This window comes from Lentzea sp. NPDC003310, assembly GCF_040610935.1.
GTDB lineage: Bacteria > Actinomycetota > Actinomycetes > Mycobacteriales > Pseudonocardiaceae > Lentzea.
The window spans coordinates 89,330-115,937 of the sequence record NZ_JBEXNC010000012.1 but is presented as its reverse complement, the minus strand read 5'-3'; the positions used below and the strand labels follow the sequence as shown (position 1 = coordinate 115,937).

Annotated in this window: 26 protein-coding genes, 1 pseudogene and 1 CRISPR repeat array (1 of these 28 only partly in view); of the genes and pseudogenes, 15 read left to right on the top strand and 12 right to left on the bottom strand. The window is 66.5% G+C overall.

Annotated features, from left to right (window positions below):
- Positions 1-14: 14 nt before the first annotated feature.
- Positions 15-1,004 carry a LacI family DNA-binding transcriptional regulator gene (locus ABZX02_RS25380; protein WP_355301283.1) on the bottom strand — a complete coding sequence of 330 codons (990 nt, stop codon included), beginning with the start codon at positions 1,002-1,004 and terminating at the stop codon, positions 15-17.
- Positions 1,005-1,139: 135 nt separating this feature from the next.
- Between ABZX02_RS25380 and ABZX02_RS25375 the strand changes: the two genes are divergently transcribed.
- The 3 genes from ABZX02_RS25375 to ABZX02_RS25365 all read left to right on the top strand — a co-directional run bounded on the left by ABZX02_RS25375 (position 1,140) and on the right by ABZX02_RS25365 (position 4,136).
- Positions 1,140-2,918, top strand: a complete 1,779-nt coding sequence (locus ABZX02_RS25375; protein ID WP_355301282.1) for a hypothetical protein — start codon at positions 1,140-1,142, stop codon at positions 2,916-2,918.
- A 127-nt stretch (positions 2,919-3,045) separates the two neighbouring features.
- Entirely contained in the window at positions 3,046-3,222 is a 177-nt protein-coding gene (locus ABZX02_RS25370; protein ID WP_355301280.1) for a hypothetical protein, read from the top strand.
- Between the two features lie 80 nt (positions 3,223-3,302).
- Positions 3,303-4,136, top strand: coding sequence for a hypothetical protein (locus tag ABZX02_RS25365; protein WP_355301278.1), 834 nt, complete (start codon positions 3,303-3,305; stop codon positions 4,134-4,136).
- Positions 4,137-4,184: 48 nt separating this feature from the next.
- On the opposite strand, the gene ABZX02_RS25360 is transcribed toward ABZX02_RS25365, so the two are convergent.
- Positions 4,185-4,541: a DUF6401 family natural product biosynthesis protein gene (locus ABZX02_RS25360; protein ID WP_355301276.1), complete on the bottom strand. Its 357-nt coding sequence runs from the start codon at positions 4,539-4,541 to the stop codon at positions 4,185-4,187.
- Between the two features lie 121 nt (positions 4,542-4,662).
- On the opposite strand from ABZX02_RS25360, the gene ABZX02_RS25355 reads away from it, so the two are divergent.
- The 4 genes from ABZX02_RS25355 to ABZX02_RS25340 all read left to right on the top strand — a co-directional run bounded on the left by ABZX02_RS25355 (position 4,663) and on the right by ABZX02_RS25340 (position 6,252).
- A complete protein-coding gene (locus tag ABZX02_RS25355) occupies positions 4,663-4,998 on the top strand; it encodes a hypothetical protein (protein ID WP_355301274.1) in 336 nt (111 codons plus the stop codon).
- A 57-nt stretch (positions 4,999-5,055) separates the two neighbouring features.
- The gene (locus tag ABZX02_RS25350; RefSeq protein ID WP_355301272.1) at positions 5,056-5,244 is read left to right on the top strand and encodes a DUF3072 domain-containing protein; all 189 of its coding nucleotides are present in this window, start codon (positions 5,056-5,058) and stop codon (positions 5,242-5,244) included.
- A gap of 64 nt (positions 5,245-5,308) precedes the next feature.
- Positions 5,309-5,752 (top strand): general stress protein, encoded by a 444-nt coding sequence (locus ABZX02_RS25345; protein ID WP_355301270.1) that lies wholly within the window; start codon positions 5,309-5,311, stop codon positions 5,750-5,752.
- The gene (locus ABZX02_RS25340; protein WP_355301268.1) at positions 5,752-6,252 is read left to right on the top strand and encodes an MSMEG_6728 family protein; all 501 of its coding nucleotides are present in this window, start codon (positions 5,752-5,754) and stop codon (positions 6,250-6,252) included. The genes ABZX02_RS25345 and ABZX02_RS25340 overlap by 1 nt, the downstream gene beginning before the upstream one ends.
- Here ABZX02_RS25340 and ABZX02_RS25335 read toward each other — a convergent pair.
- Positions 6,186-7,103, bottom strand: a complete 918-nt coding sequence (locus ABZX02_RS25335) for a sensor histidine kinase (protein WP_355301266.1) — start codon at positions 7,101-7,103, stop codon at positions 6,186-6,188. The genes ABZX02_RS25340 and ABZX02_RS25335 overlap by 67 nt on opposite strands.
- Before the next feature lie 174 nt (positions 7,104-7,277).
- Between ABZX02_RS25335 and ABZX02_RS25330 the strand changes: the two genes are divergently transcribed.
- On the top strand, positions 7,278-7,652 hold the full coding sequence (locus ABZX02_RS25330; protein ID WP_355301264.1) for an anti-sigma factor antagonist: 375 nt from the start codon (positions 7,278-7,280) through the stop codon (positions 7,650-7,652).
- On the opposite strand, the gene ABZX02_RS25325 is transcribed toward ABZX02_RS25330, so the two are convergent.
- The 3 genes from ABZX02_RS25325 to ABZX02_RS25315 all read right to left on the bottom strand — a co-directional run bounded on the left by ABZX02_RS25325 (position 7,649) and on the right by ABZX02_RS25315 (position 9,757).
- Positions 7,649-8,020 (bottom strand): VOC family protein, encoded by a 372-nt coding sequence (locus tag ABZX02_RS25325; protein WP_355301262.1) that lies wholly within the window; start codon positions 8,018-8,020, stop codon positions 7,649-7,651. The two genes, ABZX02_RS25330 and ABZX02_RS25325, sit on opposite strands and share 4 nt — an antisense overlap.
- A gap of 211 nt (positions 8,021-8,231) precedes the next feature.
- Positions 8,232-9,371, bottom strand: coding sequence for a site-specific integrase (locus ABZX02_RS25320; RefSeq protein ID WP_355301260.1), 1,140 nt, complete (start codon positions 9,369-9,371; stop codon positions 8,232-8,234).
- Between the two features lie 80 nt (positions 9,372-9,451).
- Positions 9,452-9,757 carry a helix-turn-helix domain-containing protein gene (locus ABZX02_RS25315; RefSeq protein ID WP_355301258.1) on the bottom strand — a complete coding sequence of 102 codons (306 nt, stop codon included), beginning with the start codon at positions 9,755-9,757 and terminating at the stop codon, positions 9,452-9,454.
- A 582-nt stretch (positions 9,758-10,339) separates the two neighbouring features.
- Between ABZX02_RS25315 and ABZX02_RS25310 the strand changes: the two genes are divergently transcribed.
- Complete coding sequence (locus ABZX02_RS25310) at positions 10,340-10,753, top strand: hypothetical protein (protein ID WP_355301256.1); 414 nt, start codon at positions 10,340-10,342, stop codon at positions 10,751-10,753.
- On the opposite strand, the pseudogene ABZX02_RS25305 reads toward ABZX02_RS25310, so the two are convergent.
- Both ABZX02_RS25305 and ABZX02_RS25300 read right to left on the bottom strand, forming a co-directional pair.
- A pseudogene (locus ABZX02_RS25305) lies at positions 10,746-11,461 on the bottom strand (IS5 family transposase). The gene ABZX02_RS25310 and the pseudogene ABZX02_RS25305 sit on opposite strands and share 8 nt — an antisense overlap.
- A 74-nt stretch (positions 11,462-11,535) precedes the next feature.
- Positions 11,536-13,149 (bottom strand): hypothetical protein, encoded by a 1,614-nt coding sequence (locus ABZX02_RS25300; RefSeq protein WP_355301254.1) that lies wholly within the window; start codon positions 13,147-13,149, stop codon positions 11,536-11,538.
- A gap of 378 nt (positions 13,150-13,527) precedes the next feature.
- Here ABZX02_RS25300 and ABZX02_RS25295 point away from each other — a divergent pair, with 378 nt between their 5' ends.
- Complete coding sequence (locus tag ABZX02_RS25295) at positions 13,528-14,535, top strand: hypothetical protein (RefSeq protein WP_355301252.1); 1,008 nt, start codon at positions 13,528-13,530, stop codon at positions 14,533-14,535.
- 240 nt (positions 14,536-14,775) lie between these two features.
- Here ABZX02_RS25295 and ABZX02_RS25290 read toward each other — a convergent pair whose 3' ends face one another.
- On the bottom strand, positions 14,776-16,479 hold the full coding sequence (locus ABZX02_RS25290) for an ATP-binding protein (RefSeq protein ID WP_355301250.1): 1,704 nt from the start codon (positions 16,477-16,479) through the stop codon (positions 14,776-14,778).
- A gap of 253 nt (positions 16,480-16,732) precedes the next feature.
- Here ABZX02_RS25290 and ABZX02_RS25285 point away from each other — a divergent pair, with 253 nt between their 5' ends.
- Positions 16,733-16,876, top strand: coding sequence for a hypothetical protein (locus ABZX02_RS25285; RefSeq protein WP_355301248.1), 144 nt, complete (start codon positions 16,733-16,735; stop codon positions 16,874-16,876).
- A 569-nt stretch (positions 16,877-17,445) separates the two neighbouring features.
- On the opposite strand, the gene ABZX02_RS25280 is transcribed toward ABZX02_RS25285, so the two are convergent.
- Genes ABZX02_RS25280 through ABZX02_RS25270 form a run of 3 tightly spaced genes read right to left on the bottom strand, consistent with a single transcriptional unit; the run spans position 17,446 to position 20,893 of the window.
- Positions 17,446-19,320 (bottom strand): AAA family ATPase, encoded by a 1,875-nt coding sequence (locus ABZX02_RS25280; protein ID WP_355301247.1) that lies wholly within the window; start codon positions 19,318-19,320, stop codon positions 17,446-17,448.
- Positions 19,308-19,796 (bottom strand): ABC-three component system middle component 2, encoded by a 489-nt coding sequence (locus ABZX02_RS25275; RefSeq protein ID WP_355301245.1) that lies wholly within the window; start codon positions 19,794-19,796, stop codon positions 19,308-19,310. The genes ABZX02_RS25280 and ABZX02_RS25275 overlap by 13 nt, the downstream gene beginning before the upstream one ends.
- Positions 19,793-20,893: an ABC-three component system protein gene (locus ABZX02_RS25270; protein WP_355301243.1), complete on the bottom strand. Its 1,101-nt coding sequence runs from the start codon at positions 20,891-20,893 to the stop codon at positions 19,793-19,795. The genes ABZX02_RS25275 and ABZX02_RS25270 overlap by 4 nt, the downstream gene beginning before the upstream one ends.
- A 124-nt stretch (positions 20,894-21,017) precedes the next feature.
- Here ABZX02_RS25270 and ABZX02_RS25265 point away from each other — a divergent pair, with 124 nt between their 5' ends.
- From ABZX02_RS25265 to ABZX02_RS25250, 4 genes are all read left to right on the top strand, one after another.
- Complete coding sequence (locus tag ABZX02_RS25265) at positions 21,018-21,695, top strand: SPASM domain-containing protein (RefSeq protein ID WP_355301241.1); 678 nt, start codon at positions 21,018-21,020, stop codon at positions 21,693-21,695.
- Positions 21,696-21,713: 18 nt separating this feature from the next.
- Positions 21,714-22,457: an AAA family ATPase gene (locus ABZX02_RS25260; protein ID WP_355301240.1), complete on the top strand. Its 744-nt coding sequence runs from the start codon at positions 21,714-21,716 to the stop codon at positions 22,455-22,457.
- A gap of 2 nt (positions 22,458-22,459) precedes the next feature.
- Positions 22,460-23,284 carry an aminoglycoside phosphotransferase gene (locus ABZX02_RS25255; protein ID WP_355301238.1) on the top strand — a complete coding sequence of 275 codons (825 nt, stop codon included), beginning with the start codon at positions 22,460-22,462 and terminating at the stop codon, positions 23,282-23,284.
- A 192-nt stretch (positions 23,285-23,476) separates the two neighbouring features.
- Positions 23,477-24,400 (top strand): helix-turn-helix transcriptional regulator, encoded by a 924-nt coding sequence (locus ABZX02_RS25250; protein ID WP_355301236.1) that lies wholly within the window; start codon positions 23,477-23,479, stop codon positions 24,398-24,400.
- Between the two features lie 148 nt (positions 24,401-24,548).
- Positions 24,549-26,608: a CRISPR direct-repeat array (repeat unit 21 nt; unit sequence CCCCGCACGCGCGGGGAGAAC) (it continues 215 nt past the right edge of the window).

The window sequence follows — 26,608 nt, the reverse complement described above, 5'->3', positions numbered from 1 at the left end:
AGATTCCTCCAGGATCAGCCGAGCGTGGTGCCTTCGACGAACTCACAGGCGAGCAGCTCCCGCGGGGTGGTGCCGTGTTCGAGCACCTCGGTCAGCGCCTGCACGGCCCGCCGCCCCATCTCGCGCCGGGGGATGCGGAACCCGGTGAGCACCACGTCGTCCGGCGCGGGCCGGGTCGCGGCACCGAGCGACAGGACGGACAGGTCGCCGGGCACCGACAGGCCGCGCTCACGGGCGGCGAGGACGAGCGCGGCACCGTCGGAGACCTCCTCGGCGAGCACGCACGTGACGCCCGCGCCGAGCAGCTGGTCGAGCCCGGCGAACGAGACGTGCGTGCCCTGGACACCGTGCGCCGCAACGGCCTGCTTGAACCCGCGCAGCCGGTCGGCCGACGACTCCGCACCCGTTCCAGCGCCCACGTACGCGAACTCGCGGTGCCCCAGGGCCACCGCGCGGTCCACGAGGTTCCGCACGGCCGAGACGTAGTCGGCGCCGACGTGCGGCACCGGCCCGCCCGCGTCGTCGCGGCGGCCGATCGAGACGAACGGGATCGCCTCGGCCACGAGCTGCGCGAGGTCGTCGCGGTCGATCGAGCGGCCGAGCAGCACGCAGCCGTCCGCGAGCCGGATCCTGCTGTCGTCGCTGAAGATCCGCCGCTTGCCCTCGGTCGCCTTGGCGCTCGTGAACAGCAGCAGGTCGCAGCCCACCTCCTCCGCCTGCTCCTCGATGCCCTCGAGGAACGGCTGGTAGAAGTCCGCGCGGGTGCTCGGGAAGACGGCCTCGTAGGTGAAGACGCCGAGGATGCGGTTGCGCTGGTCGTGCAGCCGGCGCGCGATCGGGTTCGCGACGTAGCCGGTCCGCCGGATCACCTCCAGCACACGGGCTCGCGTCTCGTCCGCGATCCGGACGCCGCTGTCGGTCCGGTTGTTGAGCACCAGCGACACCGTGGCCTGGCTGACGCCGGCCATCCGGGCGATGTCCTGCTGGGTGAGCCTCTTGGCCATGACCACCTGCCAATTCGAATTGGCACGGAGTCTGCGCCAGCACCCGCGCTGCCGTCAACCCAGTAATAATTCGAATTAGCATCTTGACGGCGCGGGCCGGCCGGAGCGAGGGTGCTCCGCCAAGGAGGTAGGCCCGTGAACGCATTCAGCCGTCGCAGCCTGATCACCGGTGCGACCGCCGCAGGACTTCTCGCCGCACTGCCGTCGCCCGCGCGCGCCTTGCCCGCGCCCCCGCCCGCCACACCGGACCGCCGCGCCTTCGCGCCGGACGAACAACGGTTCGCGCAGTACCTGATGCTCGTCGCGCCGATGGTCGCCGACATGAACTCCGGCGGGTTCTTCGGCGGAGGCTGGTGGCGCAGCCCCAACGTCGAGTACAACGCCCGCGTCCAGGAGCACGTGCACACGCTGGCCTGGTTCGCGACCCAGTCCCGCCCGTGGAACCTGTACCGCGGCAACGCCCGGGTGCTCGCCGCGCTCGACGCCGGGCTCGGGCACTACCTCGGGCTGCAGCACGCCGACGGCTCGTGGCCCGAGTACTCGCCCGACCAGCACTCCCTCGCCGCGACCGGGTTCGCGATGGGCTACCTCAGCAAGACGAACGCGCTGCTCCGGCGGGCGAGGGTGCTGCCGGCGAGGCAGGCCCAGCTGACCGCGGCGCTGCGGCGGGCGATGACGTGGTTCCTCGACCCGGCCACCGGCACCGTCTGGCAGAAGCCGCTGACCTGGGCGAACCAGACGGCCTCCGGTCTCGCGGGGGCGGCGCTCGCGCTGAACCAGGACCCCGACCCGGCCCTGCGCCGCCGGCTCACCGAGGCGTTCGCCCGGCTCGCGACGGTCGGCCAGAGTCCCGCCGGCTACTTCTACGAGGAGTCCGGCGCGGACACCAACTACAACGTCGAGGTCATGCTGCCCGAACTGGCCGACGCGTGGCGGCAGTCCGGCGACCCGCACCTCGTCGCCATGACGCGCAGGTACACCGACTGGCTCGGCTACAACCTCCTGCGCGAACCCGACGGTTCCGGCTGGTTCGCCAACATCGCCACCAACTCGCGGACGTCGTCGCGGTTCTACGCCGACACCCGGCCCGATCCCGAACGCACCGCGCTCAACGCCCAGTTCGTGCCAGAGGTGCCCGCGCTCGCCGCGTTCGTGTCGAGCCGCGAGGACCTCGCTGCCGCACGCCGGGAGTGGGCGGCCTCCCCGGCGCCGGTGCCCGCTCTGGTCAAGCCCGACACCTCGCCGCGCATCCTCACGCACGCGCTCTACGGCGAGCGCTACCCGAGCCGTGCCGAACGGACGGCGGCCATCGCGCGGCTGCCGTACCGCCGCGCGCACTTCACCGAGCTGCGCAGCGATCAGGGACAGGACTTCCTCTTTGTGCGGCGGCCACGCTGGTATGTCGGCGGCTACTTCGGTGCGCGCCGTGCGACGTCGTTGGCACGTACGGGTTTGACGTTCCTGTGGCACCCGGCGGCGGGCACGCTCGTGCAGTCCCAGAACAACAACGACCACGCGTGCTGGGGCACCGTGTTCCCCGGCCAGGTGGTCGACTCGGACGGCGCGCAGCAGGCGGAGTTCCTCGGCGGCGAGCCCTACCGGCTCCGCTACCGCACGCCGTCCGGCTCGGTGGTGACCGAGGTGACCGTGGGCGAGCGGATCACGAGATCGGTGCGCGCCACGAGTGCGGCCACCGAGCAGATCCCCTTGGTGGTCCGGGATTCCGACACCGTCGCACTCGACGGACGCGGCCTGACGCTCACCCGCGGCCGGACCGTGATCCGCTTCGACTGGGCCGAGCAGCGGGAGCCGCGGCTGCGCCCCGCGACGACGATCACCTACCCCGGCCGGCGGATGCACGTGCTCACCGTGCCGCACAACGGGATCTTCGACCTGGTGGTGTCCGTGCGTTAGTCCACAGTGGACAATCAGTTCACTCTGATGTCGCAATGCCGGGGCGCATGTCCGCGCTGCTCACGGGGTATTCGAGGTGCCCAAACCCATTTGGTACCACCGGAACCACCGCGAGGGAGTGGTTGTGATGGCTCACGTGCGTCGTCTGGTCGACATCCACACCGGAGATGAGTTCGACCAACCCGTTCCCTTCGGACTGGTGTACCCGGTGTGCACCGCGGACGGTGAGGCGCCGCCGAGCCAGCGTGGCCGGACCTGGGAGCACCTCGTCGCGAGCGACCGCGAACTGCGCCAGGTCTCGTGAGCTCTGTGTGAAAAACGCCCGCACCGGGTAGGCCAGGTGCGGGTGACCCGGCCGGGCTGCCCGTGCGAAGGGAGCTCGAGATGGACTTCGGACAAGGGCTGACCGACGCCTGGCGCGCGGTCGCCACGTTCGTGCCCAAGCTGGCGGCGTTCCTGCTGATCCTCCTGATCGGCTGGTTCGTCGCCAAAGCCGTGGCGAAACTCGTCGACAAGGTCCTCGAACGGGTCGGCTTCGACCGGCTCGTCGAACGCGGTGGCATCCGCCGCATGCTCGCGAACAGCAAGTACGACGCCTCCGACCTCCTCGCGAAGCTCGTCTACTACGCGCTGCTGCTGATCACCCTGCAGATCGCGTTCGGCGTCTGGGGCCCGAACCCCGTCTCCGAGCTGCTCACCGGCATCGTGTCGTGGCTGCCCAAGGCCGCGGTCGCGATCATCATCGTCGTGGTGGCCGGCGCGGTCGCCAGCGCGGTGAAGGACTTCATCGGTGGGGCGCTGGGCGGCCTGTCCTACGGCCGGATCCTCGCGAACATCGCGTCGGTCTTCATCTGGGCGCTCGGCATCATCGCCGCGCTCAACCAGATCGGGGTCGCCACCACCGTCACCACGCCGGTGCTGATCGCCGTGCTCGCCACGGCCGGCGGCATCCTCGTCGTCGGTGTCGGCGGCGGTCTGGTCCGCCCGATGCAGCAGCGCTGGGAGGGCTGGCTCGGCCGCGCCGAGCAGGAACTGCCGCAGGCCCAGGCTCAGGCGCAGGCGTACCAGCGCGGTCGTGAGGACGCCGTCCGCACGGGCACCCCGGCCGCTCCCGCCGCCACCGCCGAGCCGATGACCGAGCCGATGCCGGTCGCCGCCACGCGCCCGGCGCCGGCGGAGGACCCGGTGCTCGGCGAGCGCCGGCCCGACCGGCCCTGATCGAGCTCCACGAGACGAGGCGCATCCCCACCGGGGGTGCGCCTCGTGTCATGCCAGCTTCGGGAGAGCCGCCACGTCGTCGGTCAGTGGCTTCACGTCGTGCGCGTGCGCGAGCTGGCAGACGGCCATCAGGCGGACACCGAGCCACGACGTGTGCGTCCACTCGGAGTCGAGCGCGTGGTCGAGCAGCCCGCGCCCGTAGGCGGCGAGCAGGACCACCGCGCCCACCGTGCCGGCGCCCTCGACGCCCAGCAGCAGGATGTCCCGGACCGCGGCACCGTGCTGATCCACCTCGGCGGCCAGAGCAGGGGTGATGGCGAGTGCCGCCCACCCGGCCACGCCGATGCGGTCGGACAACTCGGAGATCCACTGTCGCGCGTTCTTCTCGCGCCAGGTCGCACGCATTCCGACACCGTAGCCGCGTCCGGTGAAGTACCGGTTTGAGGGCGCTCGAACCGGGTATTCACGCGCGGGTGCGTCAAGCAGTCGGCGCGACGATTCCGGCTGTGAAGGCAGGCGAGCCAGCATGAGCACCGAACTCGACCGACCGTCCTCGCGACAGCAGCGCGCGACCGCCTTGGAGAAGCTCGACAACGCGGTCTGCACCGCGCTCGCGGGCGTCGAGGAGGACGAGGCCCGCAGAGGCCTCAAGACGGCCCTCGCCACGTGCGCGGACGCCGACGCGGCGGTGTCGCCGCAGGTCATGGGCTGTGTCGAGGCGGCGGACGAGCACCTGCGCTACGGCGAACGGATGGAGGCGCGGATGCTGCTGACCGTCGCGCACCGCCTGCTCTCCCGCGCGTCGCGCGCCACGGTCGTCCCGCCGCCCACGACTCCCGGTGACGTCGTGCTCGGCCGGTGATTGAGGAGCCGTCCCCCAGGGTATCTCGAACGCACGTTCGAGTGGAAGGGGATCGCGGTGAACCGCACTCCGGAGAAGGACCCGCAGGACTGGACCACCGGTGACGAGCCGATGACCGGTCCGCAGGAGTCGTACCTGCACACGCTCGCCCAGGAAGCGGGCGAGGACGTGCCGGCCGAACTCACCAAGGTGGAGGCGTCGCAGCTGATCGACCGCCTCCAGGAGAAGACCGGCCGGGGTGGTTGATCGTGTGGAACGCGCTGACGGCGGGTAACCGGACGTCGTGGACATCAAGCACGAAGTGACGCAGATGGAATCGTCCAGGACCGAGTCGGCCCTGCTGGCCACCTTCCCGGACTACCTCGAGGCCCAGCGGCTCGTCGACCGGATGTCCGACGACGGGTTCCCGGTGGAGAGCGTCCGGATCATCGGCGACGGGGTCCGGACGGTCGAGCAGGTGACCGGGCGCATGACGCGGGCACGTGCCGCGGCGACGGGCGCGGCCAGCGGTGCCTGGTTCGGTGTGTTCATCGGCCTGCTCTTCGGGCTGTTCACCGCCGGGCAGACCTGGGCCTGGTTCATCTTCATCAGCCTCGCGGTCGGTGCGTTCTGGGGCGCGGTCTTCGGGTTCGTCGCGCACTGGACCACCCGCGGCCGCCGTGACTTCGCGAGCGTCATGACGCTGCAGGCCCGCCGCTACGAGGTCCACGTGGACGCCGACCGCGCCGCGGAAGCGGCCAAGTACGTGCGCTGATGCAGACCTTCCTGCCGTACCCGGACTTCGCGGCCACCGCGCGCGTGCTGGACCGGAGCAGGCTCGGCAAGCAACGCGTCGAGACGCTCCAGATCCAGCGCGCGCTGGTGGTGCCGGGCCACGGCTGGCGCCACCACCCGGCCGTGAAGATGTGGGCCGGGTACGAGGAGGCGCTCGTGCGGTACGGCCTGGAGATGGTGGCGCACTGGTGCTCGCTGGGGTTCAGGGACACCTGCGCCGCGACGATGCTGACCGACCTCGCCCGCGCCAGGGACGTGCGGGTCGTGCGCACCCAGGAGGAGCTGGCCGCCGCGGACGAGCTGCCGCCGTGGCTGGGCGACCCCGAGGTGCACCTCAGCCACCAGTCCGCCCTGGTTCGCAAGGACCCGGCGCACTACCGCCGGTTCTTCCCGGCCGTGCCGGACGACCTGCCCTACGTCTGGCCGCCGACGCTCACCCGCACGGTGAACCCGTCGGCGTCGCGGCCCATGGACACGTAGTCGCACGTGCGGTGCAGGATCCACAGCCCGAGCCCGGCCGAGCGGGTCTCGGTGGTCGGCACCAGTCCCGCCAGCGGGTCCGTCGGACCGGGCCCGCGGTCGCTCACGGCCACCACGACGCGCGACCCGTGCGCCCACAACCGGAACCGGACCGGCGCGACACCGTGCGTCAGGCCGTTCGTCACGACCTCGCTGGCCGCGTAGACCGCGTCGTGCGCGGCGTCCTCGCTCAGCTCCAGACCGCTGATCGCGGCACCCACGGCCTCGCGGACCGCGCTCGCCGTCGGGGCGACCAGATCGACCAGCGGCGGCTTCTCCTCCAGCTCGTCCGGCAGCTGCGGCGAACCGGCGAGCCCCTCGCGGTAGCCGGGGTTCACCTCGTGCGTGCCGGGGGCGGCGGCGATGTTGGGGTGCGTGCGCACCACGTCGGCCAGCACCTCGGCGGGCGTCGTCCTCGTGTCGTACGGGCACAGGCCCCACACCGGGAACTCCGCGTAGGCCTGGTTCACCGCCGCCTCGTACCGCGCCCACCAGTCCCAGCTGGCCCCCGTGCCGGGGTGGGGCACGTCGCCGACCACGCGCATCTGCCGCGCGCCGTCGTCGGTGTGCTCGCGGAAGAGGTCGCGGTAGGTCGCGATCGCGTCGCACGGGCGCGAGTACTGGTCGGCGCCCGGCCGGTAGAGCACCGTGGAGCGGCCCAGCGCACCGCGCAGCAGAGCCGTGTTGTACTCCGTGCACGCCACCACCGACGGCTCTCCTGCGCGCAGGCCGTCCTCCAGGAACGGCACGGCGTGCGCGAGGAAGTCGTCGTCGGTGCCGTAGAAGGCGGTCTCGTGGAAGAAACCGGTCACGAGGACCGATGCTACGCCCGCTTCGGGTGCGCCATCCGAGCGAACCTGTCCTACCGGCGGTAGCCGGCACACCGCCGAACCGCGTACACACGTGGACTGCGCTACCGTCGGTGGTGGGTTGAGCAGCCAGCCCGTTAGACGGCCGTGCGTGCCGTCACAACTGGAGGTTGCCGCGTGCTCACCGACGGTCAAGTCCCCTTCCGCACCGCCCGCGAGAGCGTGGGCGCCGCCGTCCTCGTGCACATCGCCGGCGAAATCGACGTCACCACCGCCGCCGACCTCTCCGAGACACTCACGGAGGCGGTCAAGGCAGTCGTGCCGCCCGCCCCCGTCGTCGCCGACCTGAGCGGCGTGGGGTTCCTCGGCGCCCAGGGCATCGGACTGCTGCTCGACCACCAGGACCTGTGCCTGCGCCGGGGCAGCGCGCTCGTCGTGGTGGCGAACACCGCGGCGGTGCTGCGGCCGTTGCAGGCGCTGGAGCTGATGACGGTGCTGGGCGTGCGCTCGTCGGTGCTCGACGCGCTCGCACCCCCCGAGGTCCGGGCTTAGGAACGTTCGGCCGCGCTGCGCAACACGCAGAACTCGTTGCCCTCGGGATCGGCGAGGACCGCCCACCCGGAGCCGTCGGGGTTGCGGTGGTCGCCCACGAAGGTGGCGCCGAGCCCCAGCAGGCGCTCCACCTCCTCGTCGCGGGTAGAATCCGGGCGCAGGCAGAGGTGTAGCCGGTTCTTGGTGGTCTTGGGCTCCGGCACCTCGTTGAAGTACAGCACCGGCCCCTCGGCCAGCAGCACCTCGGTCTCCAGGTCGCCCGGCTTGTCGTCGGGGTGCAGCGGGCGCCCGGTCACCTTGCTCCAGAACAACGCCAGCTCGTAGGCGTTCGCGCAGTCGATGGCCACGTTCTGCAACACGGATGTCATGCGCGTCAGCCTAAACCGTCCATAGAGGACTAAAGCATCGGCGGCATCATCCGGTAGCTCTCCGCGTAGTGTTCCCCGACTTCGGCTCATCGGCGGACCAGTCCGTATGGGCTGGTCAGATGGCTTGTCGACAGCGTTCGCGTCGAGGTGTTGGTGCTGCTTGGGAGCAATGTGGGAGCGCAGGTGCTGACTCCCTTGCAAAGCAACGTGTTCACCTGACTTCGTCGTGTTCTTCCAAGTTCCAGGACCAACCGCCGTCTACTTCCCAGCGGTGCTGGAGCTGCTCGAGCATCCTGCTGATCATCGACTCGGTCACGTGCGAATACCGGTCATCTGTGGAACTGCGCTTGTGTCCCAACCGCTCCAGCCGGAGCACGCGTGGCACCTCGTCTTCGATGAGCCAAGTCTCCTGCGTGTGCCGGAGATCGTGGAAGACCATGCCCTCCTTCAGTGGAGCCCAGCCGAGCCCTTGGTTGCCGGAGACGGCCGGCAACCAAGCGCGAACCCGGAAGTTGGCGCGACGTTGAAGCAGACCCCGTCTCGTGGGGAACACGAATCGCGAGTCGGGATTGCGTTCACGATGCGCGAGCAGTTCGTTCACGAGGAACGGCGGTAGGTGTACGTCGCGGGCACTGGTCTGCGTCTTGGGCGGACCGAGAGTGGGCTTGCGTCCTCCAATTTCGTGCAGTGCGCCGAACTCGGGGTCGACGGTGATGCGCGGATTCGAGTTCAGGTGCGTCCTCGTCCACTGAAGGCCGGTCAGTTCGCCCCATCGCAGGCCGGTGTAGGCGGCCGTGATCACCAGCAAGCCATCATCGGGATGCATTCGTGCTGCGAGCGCGTCCACTTCGTCCGTGGTGGCGTGAGGTCGCTCTGGTGAGTCGGCGAAGACGATCCGCAGCTTCCGGCACGGGTTCGAGCCGATCAGCTTCTCGTCGACCGCCTCGCCGATGATCAGTGCGAAGAGCTTGAAAACGTCCCGCGCACTTCTGTCGGCGAGCTTCGACCGCAGCGTCTTGTTCACCCAGCCCTTCACCTCGATTCGCTCGATGTCGCCGAGCGCGGTACCGGACCAGAAAGGCAGGATGTGGGTGCGCAGGTGCGAGTCGTACTTCGACCACGTGGTCGGCCTTACGTTGTGCGCAGAAGACCACTTCCGAATCCACTCGTCGATCGTCGTTTTCTCGAGGCGTGGGTCAACGAACTGTTTCCGTCGTTGGTCGGACTCCACGTCTAGTGCGCGTCTTCCTGCCGCTGTCTCGGTCGTGTAGCCGTTCTCGGAGTGGATGGTCCCGTCTCCCAAACGGTAGCGAACGCGCCAGCCGCTGCCATGGTTCTCTATCCAAGCCATTTCTTCTCCTTTGAAGCGCCTTTCAAATGTGTCAAAATGAGCACATGTAGATGAACGCTCGTTTCAGGGAGAAGGGCAACCTAAATGTGTTCATTGCGCGCCCGCTGTTTGCTATTAGTGCGACGGTGTAGAGGGTCTTTGGTGCTCGTCAAGTTCGGAGCCTGTGCTGCCGCTGCCACAATTTTCTTTATGTCGTCATGAGAGAAGCGCAGGTGTTTCCCCAGGAACGTGCACGGTATTGCTCGGCGGGCAGCTCGCCGGCGCAGCCAGGACTCTCGTACCTGCAGCTGCTCTGCTGCTTGGGCAGGGGTGAACAGGGCCTGTGTCGAGGCGACCGTGAGCTGGACCGTTGCCGCGTGTTCTTCGGTGGCGGCGGGGGTCTCCATGACTGCAGACCCGGAACGGGTCGACACTCGCGATCCTGGAGATGACCATCGGGCTGACGGAGTCATCGGGAGCGCCCCTTTCTGGCGGGCGCACTCGGTTGGATGGAGAGCGCCGTTGGTACCTCTTAACTCCAGAGAGGCAGCCTCTTCGGGACGGCTAGCTCAAAGTTTGTGGATTTCTGTGCTTCGGAGTCCTGGTTCATGAGTCGGTTGTGGTACTCCGCGAAGGTAGGCATCGGGGACACCACCGAGTTGAACAGGTCTTCGGCAGTCACGCCCACGCGGTCGAGAAGCAGGCAGGCGGCATCTAGCTCGGCTTGGGTTGCGCGCCGGGTCATGTGTCTTCGCCACCCGGATGTACTGGCAGCAGCAGTCCGTTCAGGGAGATAGAAGGGAACGCGTCACCGACCGGCGGTCGACGTGAGCCGTCAGCAGCACCCAGTCCTCGAACATCAGGCCAATTACCTCGGCGAGAGGCAATTGGTCATCTTTGTGGCCGCTGACCCGCCCAGGTGCCGGCTGCATGTTGCGCCACCCGCCGTTTAAGAGTCCTCGGGTGTGCCTCGGCGGAGGTGTCGGCTGATGTCGGCGGGTGCCGTTTCCACACTTCAGGTGCAGGATCTCGAAGCATCGTCTGCTGGCCGGTGTCAGTCTGTGTCGTCGCAGATCAGGCTTCTCGGGCCCTTCCCGGGCTCGCAAACGGGCGTCCTGCGGGATGTGTCGCGTGCGGTGACGGTGATCATCGCGGCGGTCGTGGGCCTTACGTTTTTCTTTGGGTTCGGCAACGTTCTGAGTCTTGCGCTGCTGCTGGGAGTGCCGGCGTGGGTGGCCCCGCTCATCGCGCCAGCTGTCGACCTGTCGATCCTTGGACTACTCCTGGCGACGCGGCACCTAGCACTGCACGGTGCGTCGGCGGAGGATCTCCGGCCGCTGCGCAGGTTCACTCTGTTCGTCAGCGCGGTCTCACTAGGTCGTGTCCTGCGGATCTTCACCTGAGGTGGAGGACGATGCAGGCCAGGATGATCTCGGCGCGGTGGTAGGCGGCTCGTTTCGTGAACCTGGTTGCCAGGCCGCGGAATTGCTTGAGGCGGTTGAAGCAGCGTTCGACGACGTTGCGTGCCTTGTAGAGGTCGGGGTCGAAGGCCGGTGGCCTGCCACCGGCAGAGCCCTTGTACCTGCGTCGGTCGATCTGGTCGACACGTTCGGGAATGGTCGCCTTGATCCGCCGCTGTCGTAACGCCGCGCGGGTACTCGGGTGGGCATAGGCCTTGTCCGCGATCACCCGCCCGACCCGCACCCGCTGCCCGTCGATCGCGAGGTCCTCGATCCAGTCCGCGCAGCCCCCGTTTTCCGGGCTCCGGCCGCGTGCTGGTGCGCTCGGACAGTGGTGGAGTCGACGCTGATCACGAACGCGAGGTTGTCTGCCAGGGTTCCGAGTGAGTCGTCTTTGACGATCACGTGCTCCAGGATCCTGTCCCAGGTGCCATCGGCGGTCCACTTCCGCAGCCGCTCGTGCGCGGTCTTCCACGGCCCGTACCGTTCCGGCAGGTCACGCCACGGCGCACCGGTGCGTTCCTTCCACAGGATCGCGTTGATCACCTGCCGGTGGCTGCGCCTCCTGCCACCGCGCTGCCCGTTCTGCGCGGGCAGCAACGGCGCGATCTTTGCCGAGGCCTTGTCCGTCAGCTCACCACGTCCGACCACACGCCATCATCTGCACACGATCATGAGAAAGATCCGCAGGACACGCCCTAGTCGCTGAAGGGTATGAGCACTTGCTAAAACCGGGTGTCCTTCGGGTCTATGCCGGTAAGGGCCCATGGTTGGCTTCGCGGTCGGCCCTCACTATCAAGGGTTGGATTGGATGAGCTGAACCATGCATGCCACCGTGTGCCTTGGGGGATGGTCGCGGTGAAGGTTCGTGCTTCGGGTCCTGCTTCGGGGGCTGGTCCTTGGTTGTTCCAAGTGACCTCTGGGTGCCAAAGCACTATCTCCTGCATCTGCAGCTGAAGGCCGGCGATGCTGAGCGTTGGTGTCGCTGTCTTGATGATCTGGGGTACGTCGCCCAGAGGTGACACCACTTGAGGCAGGGTGAGATCCCACTCGACGGTCCGGCCTTCCCACAGCATGCGTGCTTGCCTCAGGCGTACCCGCTCGAACTGGTTGAGCGACTGAGTACCGAGATCCAGCGGTTGCCCGGTGAGATCTTCGAGCACCACGAGGTCGCCCAGCAGCTCAGCGGTCTGCTTCAGACGCTTCAGGTTATCTGCGTTAAGACCTTCCAGCTCCCAACGGAGCAAGTCCTCGTCGGGCATGCGCAAGGTCAAAGTATGCGCGTTGTGCATCGCCAATTTGAACATGGCCGTCGTGAGGCTGATCTGGTTTGTTCGTCCTACGGCGTTCACAGCCATCGAACCAGGCACCAGACCGTCTTCATTCAAAGTGAACTCTGCGCGAATCGTGAAGCTGTCGGCGACAAGTACTTGCAGTCTAACGATGTTGCCATCTCGTCTGTTGTGGACGATCGCTCCGTCATGTGCAGAGATGATGCTTTCGCTGGCGTCCGCAAGCTCCAGGCGAACCTGGTTGGATTCGGTGGCACGTAGTTGATCTGTTATGCCGAGCTGGGTCCAGGAGCCGCCTGGCTGGGCGAAAGGTTGGTTGATGTCGGGCATCTGCGTTCCTGGCGCTGCGACGTAGGCGGTGGCTCCCTCGTAGACGAACTCTTTTGCCCCGACAACGACGTCGGCGTCCCAGAGCTGTGTATCGATCTCCAAGGTGCCCACTCGGTCCAACTCCTCAACCAGCCGCAGCGTGGTCACGGTAAGCGCCGCGATCCGGCTGAACACACCAACTGCGGCGAGATAGCGCTCCGTCAGGGAGAAGGCTTGAGCCTTCCGTTTCCAGCCTGTGGCATCGACGTGCACCAGGTCTGTGTACAACCAGCCGGCCGCTAGTTCGGTGTCGGAGACCAAGTCGGTCGGATCAGTACCGTCAAGGTTCCCCATCTGCAACGCATATGCTTGAACTTGCTGTCCTACGGCAGTCGCAGTCCATGCTGTACCGAGTTCGTCAAGCCGATCGCGCTGCTCTGAGGTCACCTCGGTCGAGGTGCCGACCAACCGTCCGAGCGCTGCCAGAACCTTCTGGTAGAAGACGGATTCAGACGCGAGGACGAGTGGTCTCACACGTGCGGCAAGTGACTCGAAGATCTCTTCGTCTGCTGGCAACTTGCGGACCAGGGCGGCCGAGCCGTCGAAAGCCATCCTGAGGATCATCGTCTCTTGCAGGAACTCAGCAAGGGTCTCGTGATCCTGCACCAGCGAGTGGGCTTCGACTCTCCGTGCACGCAGCACGAAACGACTGATGGTGTCTGCATCCGTGATGGCCATGGCTGACCATGGTGCCGTGGTTCACGGCCCACAGCATCTGGGTTTCGCATCGATTCGCAGCTCTAAAAGAAGCGAGAGGATCCGCAGGTCTCGGCTCGAGGTCCGCGGAGCTGCGTTCAGAAGTCCGAGATGCTGGCGAGGAGGCGTGGGCAGGGCGGCACGCTTACATGCCCGACACCAGTTGCAGTCAGGGACGTGTGGTGAGGGTTTGCGTGCTTGTGGGACCAGGGCCACTGCCGGGTGGATCTGCCAATTGGTTAGTGATCGCGGGATTGCAGTGGCTACGCTCTGGCGGTGTTTACCGAGGTATGGCCACCTGACTATGTTCCGATCTGGCCGCCGAGATGGTCCCCGAATGAACGGCCACGCCCGTTGGTGGTGTATCTGGACCAGTGGTGCTTCGCAGACAAGCTTGTTCGTGATCGTGCCGGACAGTTGAACGACGGTGACGCCGGAAGCTACAAGTTCCTGCGATCAGCTGCACTGGACGGTTCGGTGATCTTCCCGCTGTCGCAGGTCCATTACAGGGAGACTTGGAAGCGGGACCACGCTGATGCCGTCTGGGACACGGCTGTGGTGATGGGCGAGCTGAGTGGGTTTCAGACGTTCAGCTTCTCGGGCCTCGCGGAGTGGGAGGCGCTGAAGGCGGTCGCTGCGCTTGTGGGTTCGGTGAGGGAGATCTCGACTCCCGAACCTATCGGGTGGGGTCTTGCGCATTGCCTCCGCGGCCGCGAGGGGGCTGCGCATCTTGTTGATGTCCGCACCGGGCAGCCAGCGCGCTGGGATGACCTCCCTGAGAAGCTTCGGTACACGGTGGCTAATCTTGAACGAGATGCTGCGTCTTTGTTCGAGCTGTCGATGCTGGCTAGGCGTGCCGCTCCGGGACTGGCCGTAGATCTGCCGATGTTCGCGCCTGTTCCTGATGATGCGGGAACTAGGTTTCTCGGACACGAAGCGAGTATTGCTGCGGCTATCACGACGTCGGGGCGGTCTGCCGCGAAGGTCCGCAATATGCTCACCCTGCTGGCATATCGCGATTCTTGGCAGCTGCTGGCATCAGCGGCATTGAGCCTCGGCCTGGACCCGGAGGTGATCGTCATCGACGACATCACCAAAGTAGATGCCCTCGTGAAGGCGATGCCGATCCAGCAGACCTTCACAGCGTTGCGTACCCAGACGCATCTGAAAGGCAACTGGAAGGGTTCGCCCTCGGATCTGCTGGACTTCTTAGCGCTAGCAACGGTCGTGCCGTTTGCCGACTACTACGTTGCGGACAAGAAGACCTACAACCTGGCCCGGGACGCAGATCTCGGCCAGGCAGAAGGCTGTCACATCGTCCACCGCCTTTCCGATCTCTGTGATCTTCTGCGGCAGCGTCTGAGCTGACAGCGGTGAGCAGCCTTTGGGGTGCCAACTCCGCAGTACCTCAAACAGGTCGCAGATAGCCGGGCGATGGCGACGCCGGTCCTACCAGCGCGTGACACGCGACGTGTGCCTCGGTGGACTCATCCCTTGACTGGCCGCTTCAACTGCGAGGCCATCGCAACTGTCTTTGTCCGGCAGGGAGAAAGAGCCTGCCGGACAACAGCCCCTCAGCCACAGACGCCTGACCTAAGCAGTGACGCACTACCCGAGGGTGCCATCAACAACGGGAATGTCGTTGGCCTCAGCCCACTTGCCTACGGGACCCTGTAGCCCGTGGCTCCAGTATCGGCGCCGGACTTGACCTTCGGTGGTCAACTGCCCCATTTCCGCTATGCCGTAAAACTGGCCAAGCTCGTCTGCCACGCGGCAAGCAACTGCGATCAAGGCGGGCCCAGCGTCGGCGAGGTCGTCGATCGTGGCGGATGTCTCGGCAGGGTTCGGTGCGTTGGTGGTCGAGTACGGACTACGAGTCTCGGTGAAGTTGCGGGTGGTACCGATCTCAGTAGGGTGGTCCGTCGACACAGGATGAAGTTGTGCCCGCGCAAGAACGCTGCCGCCCGCAGCCGTGCGGTCGCGTGCATGCTGAGCCAACGCTAGGAGCCCCGAGAGGATTCCGATGACGATCCATTCGTCGTCGATCAGTTGCACGGCTAGGGCTTCGCTGTCGGGTGGAGTTCCGATCCAATTGCGCTGCTGGCGTTTGGTCAGGTCCTCTAGAGCCCGTCCGTAGACACCCGAGCCGTCTGTGTGCAGGTCGAGTGCCGCCCATCGCGCAAGCGGGTTGTTGCCGCTCGCGCCGTCGGCGAGTAGCCGGCGTCGTCCGGTCCGTGTTCGCAGGAACGTGCTGGCGGCGAAGAGTCCGATCTTCTTGTCGGCCATCTCCTGCTGGAAATCGCGGTAGATCTTCTGTGAGATTGTCGATTCGCCGGGGACGTCCGGGACCAGCGAGACGACTATCCACGGCTGGTCGGACGTGTCTAGGCGGGCGAGACAGTCTCGCTCGATCTCGTTGACCCGCGTTGCCTGAGCAGCTTGCCCAGCGAGGCGATCACGGTAGGCGGATGCGATCTCCGGTTCGGAAAGGTATCGAGTGGTTGACCCGTTGCGTTTTGGAAATCGAAGTGCATCGTTGACCAGGGCGGCGTGCGGTGCTTGAGGGCTTTTTGGTACGGCGATCGCGATGAACCCCAGGTCGGTATCCGCTTGATCACCGGCTGCCTCGCTCGCTGACGTGTTATGACGCAGGGCGAGAACATCGAATGCAGGAACCGGTGCGACCAAGCTCGCCACCACTTGCCGGATGCGGCCTGCTTCGGCATCGCTGACTTCGACTCCGGGGGCGGCAGATGCGCAGGCGTGGTCGTCTTCGTCGATCCCAAGAATAATCAGGCCTCCCGCGGTGTTCGCTAGGGCGGCGACGTCCCCAGCGAGCTTACGGCGCTCGCTGTCACCTCGACCGTAAAGATCGCGTTTGAAGTCCAGGTCAAACGATTCTTGGGTTGCGGATGCAACGAGTGACTCAAGATGATGTGCCTGCAGACGGTCTAGCGGCACGCCGAACAACGTCTCCTTGATGCCGCGCTCGGCCAGTCGCATGACTACGGCGTCAAGCAGCGCGATGGCCTGCTCGTGTGTGGCGGGTCGGAGTTCGCGTGCGTTGCGGCAGGTCATCTCCAGGGCGATGACGGCGAGGCGGTCAACCCACTCGCTGGCGGCGGAGAAGACGGACATGTCGACGCCGTGCTGGTCCGCAGTGACGCACCAGGCTTGGAGCAGTCCGCCTGCTGCGTCGAGTACGGGCGCGGTGGCTTGCCAGGACGACATGTAACACCGGCCTACTCGATAGACGGCGTTGCGGGCCAGCGGCATGGCGTTGGGAGGGGTAGTCACAGGCGTGGTGGTCACGGTGTTCTGGCTCCTGTGGGTCGGCGGGCGCACGGCTCCGAACCAGCCGCGATGACCTTCCTTGCTTCGCTTTCAAGATCATCAAGAGTGCTCGCCCCGGAAACCACTTCCTCGATGAAGCCGAGGTCGTTCAGGCACTGCAGCAGGGACTCGCTCGGCCGTCCACCTAGCCGTTTCCCTAGCGCCGTGATCAGCCGCTCGTGGTCTTGCATCAACCGAAAGTACTCTAAAAGTGATGCATCACCCTGGACTCATGAACGAACCGGAGCGGTTTCCACGCCTGACCTCGGCGCTGCGCATCCTCGCGGCAACCAGGCGCGTTATCGTCGAGATCACGGCATTGCTGGTTGCTGTGACAGCGCTAGTTGCCACGGCGGTGAACGTGTGGCCTTGGTAGTCGAAGGCCCCTCAGTAGGCCGCTGCTTCTCCGTGAGGAAGAGGCGGCCAATCTGGCTCTTGGGGAACCGCGAGAGCTCCTCAACTGATGGAGGGCGAGGGCCGCGACGCCGGTCAGGGCGGCGGCGCAGTAGTACGTTGGCAGCCTCGCCCTGACTGCAAGTCCCACGCTGTACGCCGCCGCGGGTACGTCGGATACCTTCACGTCGATCAGCGACCGGACAAGCCATCGACATTCGAACAGTGTTCTGGTGTGAACGGAGTGGACTTCGAAGGCGTGCGCACGAGCACCGGGATCTGCTCGACTGTGGCCGACCCGCATGCGGTGGAAGCACAGCTCGCTGACAGCACGCTCGGCTTCCAGCGAAGTTATGTGCGACCAATCTCCGCAGACACACTTCGTACGGAACTTGGTGTTGGCATGGATCGTGCACGTGACTTGGTCATGTCGCTCCGTGCAGAAGTTGCTGCGGCAGTTTCTGCCCGAGCTGGGGGAACACAGGGCGAGACCGCTGACGAGGCGTGACTACGACGGCCTACGTCAGCTGCTCGGAAGGTCCGTTGGCAAGATCATGTCTCTGGGTCTGGTTCCACCGGCTGCCTGTGGGGGAACAAGCCGTAACGGCCATGCTTTGCGTTCTTGGTGAAGATGATGTCCCGGGTGGCGGGGTCAAGGGCATCCGGCGGGTCCTCGTTCTCCAGAACGATGATCTGACCGGAGAAGTTTGCCTGTACGTCGGCGAAGAACCGACCAGCGAGGCTGGCTGTATCGAGGATCTGCCCGCTGTCGTCAGGCTCGGCGTTCGGTGTCGGCGGGCGGTAGACGACCAAGGGCGAGTCGAGCACGACGAAGCCAGGGTGAGGAAGGTCGTTGTCGAAGCAGTACTGGGCAAGCGAGATCGTGAACGCGGCGTGGAGGACTGCTCGAACACCCTTGCCGTGCGCGGACCGCAGCTGGTTGCCAGAGACGATGTCTTGGGCGTCGAAGCTGTAACTGGTGTGGTCAGCCTCGGGGTAACCCCAGTTCCGCAATCGTGCCGCGATCATCTGGGACAGGTCTGTGACGGCGCTGCGTTGCAAGCCGGCCGTGGGCGCCATCGGCTCCGGCTTTGGCTCGGTCCCGATCTCGGTGCGTAGGGCTTCGAGCCTCTGGATTCTCCGGATGGTCTCGGCGTCGCGTTGGAGCTGGGATGACGTGGTGAGCAGCTCGCGCAGCTCCAGTTGGTGTGGACTGAGCACGCCGTCGAGCCGAGCAATCTCTCGTTGTGCCAACGAGACTTGGCTGGCATAGGACTCTAGTCGTTGAGTCTTCTCGTCGCGTTCGACGCGGAGTCCGGCGATAGCGTTGAGCAGGTCTTCGCGGAGCGCGGTCGTCTTGCGCTGTTCCTCGCGGACAGACTCCGCGAAGGCGGTCGTGTCGTCGGCACAGTCCTCGTTGAGGTGCTGGTGTTCGGGTTCAGCACCACAGAACACGCAGCGCCCTGGCGTGAAGTACCCGAGTAGCGTGCCGGCCTCGGCGACCGCTTCCAGTCGGTTCAGGTCGGTGGTGTATTTATCGTGCAGCAGCGCGAAGCGGGCGTCGAGGGTGTCCAACTCGGCTACGCTGCGCCGGGCCGCGGCGACTAGCCGCTCACCATTGGACAGGTTGCGCCCCCATTGCTGCCTCGCGGCTGCAGCTTGCTCGATGCTCCCCGTCGACTCGGTAATCGCCGTCTGCAAACGCTCCAGACGTTTGTCGACTTGATCAAGTGTCTCTTCTGTCTGGAGCTGCTCATGCAGCTCGGCCAGCAGCGTGTCGATGACGTCGTCTTTGGCCGCCTTGGACTTCCGGCGGTCGGTCTCCGACTCGATCGGCTCTATTGCGGAGTCGTCCTGCCCCTGCAGGATCAGGCGAAAGATCGAAATCTCCGCGGTCCGCGTTGTGTGCTGCCCCGTCATGATCGGTGGGGTCTTGGCCTGAATCTTGGTCTCGCCCACTAGGAAAAGCGGGGCCAGCGTGCGCAGGCTCAACGAGTGGGTGTTGCCTCCACCGTCCTTGCGAATGAGCTTCCCGCCCAGGCGGATCTTGTCCAGCAAGAAGTGCGAGAGGTTCTTGAGACTCTTGGCACTGTGCGTCGCGGACAAGGAGGTGCCGTCGGCGGGCGGTGGGTAGGAACGGTGGTCGCCTCGGAAGAGGCGGAAGGGGCCGCCCTGCGTGCTTCGAGCCAACGTGACGGGTTCCCCGTCGGGCATTCTGATGCCCAGCAGCACCAACTCGTAGCCGTCTCGCTCAGGGGTGTCCTCCAGGGTTGAGCCGCCGAGCATGAAGTCGATGGTGTCGGCGATGTAGGACTTTCCCGTGTCCGACGGCCCGCGAACCAGCGTGAGCTTGGGGCCGAACTCCACGATGGCAGGCTCGACGGACGGACCGACGAAGGTCAGGTGCAGCAGGCTCAACCGTTCCATGCGCCCGTGCCCTCCTCTCGGTCGTTGTCGTCGTTCTCGCTCGGTCGCAACCCGAAGATCGCCGCGGTCCGTTGCCGGACCTCCTCCTGCGACATCCTGCCGAACAGCTCGACAACCCACTGGCTGCGGTCCCTCAATTCGGTGATGTAGCTGGCTTCGAGGGAGCTCACGAAGCTATGAGCCTCATCTCCGGCTTGGTAGCGGATGCCGGCGCTCGACGCACGCATGTCGACCAGTCCAGCGCGCAGCATCACCTGCAAGCCCTCCTCGACGCTCGCACGTCGCACGCCCAACTCGCCCGCGTGCAGAGGAACGGAGGGGTGGATGCTGGGGGGACCGCCGAGTTCGGCGGTGTGCAACACGCTGTGGTCGAGGAGGACGAGGTGATTGATGTCCAGTTGCTCCGGGTAGGCCTCGGTCAACATCACCAGGACGCGCACCCCGTACTCAAGGGGGCTGTTGAGGGGACTTCTCATTCCTCCTCCACCCAGGTCAGCCGGTCGTCGTTGGCGAGCTGGTGGCAGATGCCCTTGCGGTCGTCGATGTCCGTGTAGTTGATGAGCTTGTGCCGGTTGAGGTCGAGGCTGCCGACATGTGCCAGCACCTGGCCCAGCCTCGCATATCCGTCGGGATGGTCGGCCTCGGCGATGTCGATCACGCCAGAGTGGATGTCGTCCTGGAGTCTCTCGAAGGTGCCAGGGGGTACGGCTCCGGCGGAGTAGGCCTTGAGCGACTCCGCTCGAAAGAAGTTCACTCGTTGCTGCTGCAGGTGTTTCCGCAGCCGTGGCACGTCGGCCACGGACTCGAGCGTGGTGATCTTGTCTGGCCAGCGCTCGGCGTACACGGCCAGGAGCTGCTGGAGGTAGCGCGTTTCGTCCGGCGTGTAATCGTCTGGAGGGGTTTCGCTATCACCACGTGCAGGAAGCGAGGTGCCGAAGCGGGCTGCGTGCCACCTGGTTCGGCGGTGGGTGGTCAGTGCGTCCAACAGCTCCACAGACTTGAACATGGAGAAGTCGGTTGCCGCCGCCAACGTCCGTACTGCGTCGAGGGTGGCTTCGTGCAGACCTTCCACCAACTTGTCACCTTTGACCAGTCGGTCCAGGAAGTTCTTGCGCAAGGTGGTCGGGTTGCTGACCATCATGTTGAACGGGGTTGACAGCGCCCTGGGGGCCAGGAAGTGGTAGCTGTCGGGCAGGGTGTACGCCCCCTCGACCACCGACGTGAAGAGCTTGAGGATCTCGGCGGCGGCGACGGAGAAGCTGAGTGGTTTTTCGTAATGTTTGGCCTGGAAGCAATCCCACGGCCCCTCGAACTGCTGGTCGGTCTTGAACGCGGCGATGTCCGCGCCCTTGTCGCCCGCTCCGCCGAGCTTCTTGATCTGGACGTAGGTCTCGTCCAACGCGGTGGCCCACTCGCGAATGAAGTCTTCCCACTCGTCGGGGGAGTACATCCGGATGCGCGCCACCGGCGACACAGGCGGTCCGTCCAGGGCCACCGATGGGGTGGAGGCGCTAGGCCTGGGCATGGCACAGAGGGGCATGTGCCCGTCGGCCTTCTGCTCTTCCGCAGTCACTCCGTGCCCTGACCCTGCCTACTCGGTTGGTTGTCCATCGTAGATTGGGGCTGGGGCGACGAGGATCAATTCACACGGTTGGGCGTCACGAGGCCCACCGCCCAGTGGCGCGAGCGATCTTGCTGTGCTCGTCGGCCACGCCCTTGACCGCGGGTTGGCGGTCGAGGTGTTCACGAACCTCGTGCACGTGAGCCCGGACTTGTGGGAGGTCTTCTCCCAGCCCGGCGTGCGGCTCGCCACCAGCTACTACTCCGATGTTGCTGAGCAGCACGAGCGGATCACGCGAGGCCGGCGAAGCTACGAGCGAACGAAGGCGAACCTCATCGAGGCTGTCCGGCGGTCAGTCCCGGTGCGCGTGGGCGTGATCGGCATCGAGGACGGACAGCGGGTACAGGAGGCGGTGTCGCAGCTGCGGAGCCTTGGGGTCGGGGGCGAGGTGCGGGTCGATCGTCTGCGCCAGGTGGGTCGCGGCGTCCGGAATGGTGGCCCTGAGCTGGGTGAACTGTGCGGTCAGTGTGGTGACGGTAGGGTCGCGATCGCACCGGACGGGTCGGTGTGGCCGTGCGTTTTCGCCCGATGGTTGCCGGTGGGCAACGTGCGGGAAGAGTCGCTCGTCGACATTCTGACAGGACCGCGGATGACGCAGACCGCATCACAGCTCGCGACAGAGTTCGCGCGGCGACCGCTGAATCCGTGCGTGCCGAACATGTGTGATCCGCAGTGCGGGCCGAGCTGCAGCCCGGCGTGTCGACCAGCTGGTAACTGCACACCTACGGGAGCCTGCGCTCCGGACTACCACTGACCGAAGGATTTGCCGCTCATGCTCGCCCGCCGCGCCTACATCCCCGACGAGTCACTGCCCCGTGGCTCACGGCGGCAATGGCCGCTCGACGTCCCGTGCGTCGCCCAGTTGGCGGACGAGGACATGACGTTCGAGCGGCCGGTTACCTTCCTCGTGGGGGAGAACGGCTCCGGAAAGTCCACCCTGGTCGAAGCGTTCGCCGAGGCATGGGGACTGGACGCGCACGGCGGGCGAGCTGGGCGGAAGTACGTCAATAACAGGCCCAAGTCAGAGCTGGGCGAGATGGTCCGGTTCGAGACCACCGCTCTCGGCTCGCGGCATCGCATCGGTCCGCGGACGAAACGCAAGGGCTACTTCCTTCGAGCGGAGACCGCGTTCGGGTTCATGAACGCGGTGAGCGGCATGAACGGGTATTGGGACGAGGACACCAGCGAGATGAGCCACGGCGAGGGCTTCCTCACCGTGTTCGCCGCGATGTTCCGCGAGCCGGGCTTCTACCTGATGGACGAGCCAGAAGCCGCGCTGTCATTCCAGTCCTGCCTTCGCCTGATGCACCTGATGTACGAACTCGGCAAGTCAGGCGCACAGATCATCTGCGCGACCCACTCACCGATCCTGGCGTCCACACCGGACGCCGACATCATCGAAGTGGGGGAGCACGGCTTCCAGCGGTCGAAGTGGGAAGACCTCGCCCTGGTCCACCACTGGCGCCGCTACATGGCGACACCCGAGGCCTACCTGCGCTACGTCACCGAGGACTAACGATGGCCGGGGACCTCACTGACGCCGACGCCCAGTTCCGCGAGTGGATGCTTGAGAACCTCCAACGAGCCGCTACGCACTTCGGTCTCGTCCTGGCCGGCGAGCCGCGGCTCGGCTGGATGGATCGTTCGATCGGCGCGCTCGCGCACCGTGGCGAGGAACAGTTCTGGCTGCGCGTGGTGTCTGAGAACAAGCAGTGGGTCGACGGCGACTTCTGGACCGGCAACCTCGACGCCAATGTGCTCACCGGCCTGGCCAAACCGCGCGTGCTCGACGTCTACGAGTGGGAGGAGCACCGGCAGCAGCGCGCCGAGGTCCTCACGCTGTTGCCAGGCTCGCCATGCTCGCGCACCGACGTACTCCGCGAGTCGCTCGAACTGAGTGACGCGTGGTGGACGGAACTCCGCCGCACCGTCGATGTGATCGCATCCACCTCGACCGATCGCGTCAACGCGGACCAGGAGTTGGTCAGCAGCCGGATCCGGCAGAGGTTCGGGGATTCGGCTGATCCCGTCGTTCCTGTCTGGGAGACGGTGCACGGCGACCTGCACTGGGCCAACCTCATGCGGCCGGACTTCGGCCTGCTCGACTGGGAGGGATGGGGGCGCGGCCCTGCGGGTACGGACGCTGCGACCTTGCTGAGCTACAGCCTCCTGGTCCCGGAGATGGTCGAACGCGTGCGCTCTGTCTTCGGTGATGTGTTGGAGTCGGAGTCTGGCCGGGTGGCTCAGCTCTACGTCGCTTCGAGGCTCTTGCGTCGGATCGATAAGGGCGACCACCCGGACCTCACTGCCGCGCTCGCGGCCAACGCGGAAGCGCTCCTCTGAGCTGCTTGGCGTTGGTGCAACCACCCCATCGGGCTACCGCGTCCCCGGTATGACGTTTCTGCAGCTGAGCCGTGGTGGTTGCGGGATCTGTGCTGGGTCGCTGCGCGATTGATGAGCTGGTCCGGGCTGTGCTGGGGCAGTTGGCTGATTGTGCCTGGCACAACAGATCCCAGCTACAGCAAGGAATTCTCCATGCCACAGAGAAGCTCCACGGCTCGTGGTCGCGAGTTCGGCGCAGGCGTACGTGCAGCGATCAAGGCCTCCGGGATGCCCGCGCGCCGAGTGGCTGAACTCGTCGGCTGGCAGGAGGCGAAGCTGTCGGACTTCCTCAACGGCAAGATCGGCTGCACCGAGACGGAGCTGGCCCTGTTGCTGGGCGTATGCCGGACGCCCGTCGAGGAACGAGACCATCTTTTGGATCTGCGGCCCGTGGCGCACGTTAGAGGCTGGTGGCAGAAGCACGCCCTCTGCCCACCCGCCCGACTCCGGACTCTCGTCGAGAACGTCGAAGCGGCGAAGACGTTGACCATGTGGCACCCGCACGGGCTGCCGGTCTATTTGCAGACACCGGACTACATGCGTGAGGTGATCGCGGCCTCTCCGAACCTGCCGGACGACGAGACAGTCCAGCGTCTGAGGGCCGCACAGGAGCTACAGGGGTTGCTTTCGCGCCGTGATCTGCACTGCACGTTCTATGTTCACGAGCAGGCGCTGCATCTTCCCGTGGGCGGCCATGAAACTCACGTCAGCCAGGTTCACCAAGTGCTGCTGACGGCGGTACGCACGAACGTGACGATCAGGATCGTGCCAACGGCGATCGGCGCGCACGCGGGCCTTTCCGGTGCGTTCACCCGGTTGACCTTCCCCACGTACGAACCGTTGGTCTTCCTGGAGCAGGAAGGCTCCGTTCTCATCGAGGAGCAGAGCGAAGCGGTCAAGCTTTACCAGGAGATCGTTCATTCACTTTCACGCGTGAGCCTGAACGAGGAGCAGTCCAAAGCGGTCCTGATCCACGTGTGTGAGCAGCTGGCTGTTGCTGATAGCTCGGAGAGGGGTCATGTGCTTCCCAGCGCCCTGGCTGCAGGCGTGCCGCTCCTCGGCAGTGATAGATCATGATCGGGGTTGCCTACTTGCTGCATGGTAGGCAGGCAACCCTGCTCCGGTTAGCTGCGCGGCGAGCGGGTGGTGTTCACCGGTGAGGGTGGCGCTAGTGCGGGAAGGGTTGTCAGCCGTGGTTACATACCAGCTGAGTGACTGTCCGCCTGGGCGACCCCCGCACGCGCGGGGAGAACGCCGGCTTGACCCACTTCACCTGCACCTGGGCCGGACCACCCCCGCACGCGCGGGGAGAACCCTCAGACCGTGGCACCGAACCCCTGTGGAGCGGGACCACCCCCGCACGCGCGGGGGAGAACCGGACCACGGGCGGGTCCTCACGCACCAAGACCGGACCACCTCCGCACGCGCGGGGAAACGGGTTCGCTCGGAGGTCGGTTCCTGGGCCTGGGACCACCCACATACACACGGGGAGAACGAGGGACGGCACTGGCCGGACCTGGGCGGCGCGGGACCACCCCCGCACGCGGGGAGAACCCGGCACCACCCAGGGTGTCCATGAGCGTCACGGGACCACCCCGCACGCGCGGGGAGAACGTGTATCCGGCGGTGGTGATCGTGCTGGAGGGCGGACCATCCCCGCACGCGCGGGGAGAACGCGGTTCCGAGCGGGGCGAGCCAGTACTCGCCCGGACCACCCCCGCGCGCGGGGAGAACCCTGAAGGAGTTCCCGTACCCGATCGCGGGACCACCTCCGCACGCGCGGGGAGAACACCAACACCTCAACGGCTGCGCCGGTCCGTGCCGGACCACCCCCGCACGCGCGGGGAGAACGCGCGCAGCGTCGGCGTGCCGTACGTCGTCGACGGACCGCCCCCGCACGCGCGGGGAGAACGTGGGGTGATCGCGTGGCACCGACGAAGACCGCGGACCACCCCCGCACGCGCGGGGAGAACGAGGAAGACGGTTCCGGCGGGCTGTCGCGGCCGGGACCACCCCCGCACGCGCGGGGACAACCTCGGCTCGGGGTCCAACGGCATCGCCACGTCGGGACCACCCCCGCACGCGCGGGGAGAACCGCTTCAGCTCATCCCCGTTGCGGCGCCGCCCGGGACCACCCCCGCACGCGCGGGGAGAACCAGCACGGCTGTAGCCCTCCAAATCAGTACAGGGGACCACCCCCGCACGCGCGGGGAGAACTGACGTCAAGACCGACACCACCGTCTGGAACGAGGAACCATCCCCGCACGCGCGGGGAGAACTCCACGCGACGGTGCGTAGCGACAAGGCAACCCCGGATCACCCCCGCACACGCGAGGAGAACGTCGGGCCGGGTGATGCGGACCCAACCCGCGGTGGACCACCCCCGCACGCGCGGGAAGAACCCGCCCAGGGTCTTGTCTGCCTCGATCGCGGCCGGACTATCCCCGCACGCGCGGGGAGAACAGCTGAACGGTCTTCTCGTCGAACCCGCCGTAGGGACCACCCCGCACGCGCGTGGAGAACCGGTGACGACGGCCGCCGTGCGCGACGTACCAGGGACCACCCCCGCACGCGCGGGGGAGAACAAGGTCATCCCGCCAGGAGGTCGGTAGGCGTGGGGACCACCCCCGCACGCGCGGGGAGAACTGCATAACTGAAAAGAGGTGACGGCGGTGGCGCGGACCACCCCCGCACGCGCGGGGAGAACGCCGTCAAGGAGAACGCCGCCGTCGTCAACGCGGGACCACCCCCGCACGCGCGGGGAGAACCGGATGCGGCAGCGCATCAAGAACTCCAAGCCGGGACCACCCCGCACGCGCGGGGAGAACCTGGGCGTCCTTCGCGATCCGGTCCTTGACCCAGGACCACCCCCGCACGCGCGGGGAGAACGACATTCCCGGCGGCACGACCGCCTTCCTGCTGGGACCACCCCCGCACGCGCGGGGAGAACCATCGGCGTCGTGCGCACCTTCGTGCCGTACGCGGGACCACCCCCGCACGCGCGGGGAGAACGCCGCGACGTTCGCCGGCGCCTCGGTCGCCGGGGGACCACCCCCGCACGCGCGGGGAGAACATCGCGCGCCTCATGCCGGGGGTGCAGGGCCGCGGACCATCCCCGCACGCGCGGGGAGAACCACGACACGCTCGTGCGGGTGATGCCCGACGCGGGACCATCCCCGTACGCGCGGGGAGAACGCTGAGCTGTACACCTCCGACGCCCTGCACGAGGGACCATCCCCGCACGCGCGGGGAGAACCCCTACGTGTGGGGCGGTCACTCGCCCGC

Bases quoted from the DNA above. Each gene is read 5' to 3' on its own strand.
- ABZX02_RS25380 (WP_355301283.1), bottom strand. From the start codon at position 1,004: ATGGCCAAGAGGCTCACCCAGCAGGACATCGCCCGGATGGCCGGCGTC.
- ABZX02_RS25370 (WP_355301280.1), top strand. From the start codon at position 3,046: ATGGCTCACGTGCGTCGTCTGGTCGACATCCACACCGGAGATGAGTTC.
- ABZX02_RS25365 (WP_355301278.1), top strand. From the start codon at position 3,303: ATGGACTTCGGACAAGGGCTGACCGACGCCTGGCGCGCGGTCGCCACG.
- ABZX02_RS25360 (WP_355301276.1), bottom strand. From the start codon at position 4,541: ATGCGTGCGACCTGGCGCGAGAAGAACGCGCGACAGTGGATCTCCGAG.
- ABZX02_RS25355 (WP_355301274.1), top strand. From the start codon at position 4,663: ATGAGCACCGAACTCGACCGACCGTCCTCGCGACAGCAGCGCGCGACC.
- ABZX02_RS25345 (WP_355301270.1), top strand. From the start codon at position 5,309: ATGGAATCGTCCAGGACCGAGTCGGCCCTGCTGGCCACCTTCCCGGAC.
- ABZX02_RS25340 (WP_355301268.1), top strand. From the start codon at position 5,752: ATGCAGACCTTCCTGCCGTACCCGGACTTCGCGGCCACCGCGCGCGTG.
- ABZX02_RS25325 (WP_355301262.1), bottom strand. From the start codon at position 8,020: ATGACATCCGTGTTGCAGAACGTGGCCATCGACTGCGCGAACGCCTAC.
- ABZX02_RS25320 (WP_355301260.1), bottom strand. From the start codon at position 9,371: ATGGCTTGGATAGAGAACCATGGCAGCGGCTGGCGCGTTCGCTACCGT.
- ABZX02_RS25315 (WP_355301258.1), bottom strand. From the start codon at position 9,757: ATGGAGACCCCCGCCGCCACCGAAGAACACGCGGCAACGGTCCAGCTC.
- ABZX02_RS25310 (WP_355301256.1), top strand. From the start codon at position 10,340: ATGTCGGCGGGTGCCGTTTCCACACTTCAGGTGCAGGATCTCGAAGCA.
- ABZX02_RS25300 (WP_355301254.1), bottom strand. From the start codon at position 13,149: ATGGCCATCACGGATGCAGACACCATCAGTCGTTTCGTGCTGCGTGCA.
- ABZX02_RS25285 (WP_355301248.1), top strand. From the start codon at position 16,733: ATGAACGAACCGGAGCGGTTTCCACGCCTGACCTCGGCGCTGCGCATC.
- ABZX02_RS25280 (WP_355301247.1), bottom strand. From the start codon at position 19,320: ATGGAACGGTTGAGCCTGCTGCACCTGACCTTCGTCGGTCCGTCCGTC.
- ABZX02_RS25275 (WP_355301245.1), bottom strand. From the start codon at position 19,796: ATGAGAAGTCCCCTCAACAGCCCCCTTGAGTACGGGGTGCGCGTCCTG.
- ABZX02_RS25260 (WP_355301240.1), top strand. From the start codon at position 21,714: ATGCTCGCCCGCCGCGCCTACATCCCCGACGAGTCACTGCCCCGTGGC.
- ABZX02_RS25255 (WP_355301238.1), top strand. From the start codon at position 22,460: ATGGCCGGGGACCTCACTGACGCCGACGCCCAGTTCCGCGAGTGGATG.
- ABZX02_RS25250 (WP_355301236.1), top strand. From the start codon at position 23,477: ATGCCACAGAGAAGCTCCACGGCTCGTGGTCGCGAGTTCGGCGCAGGC.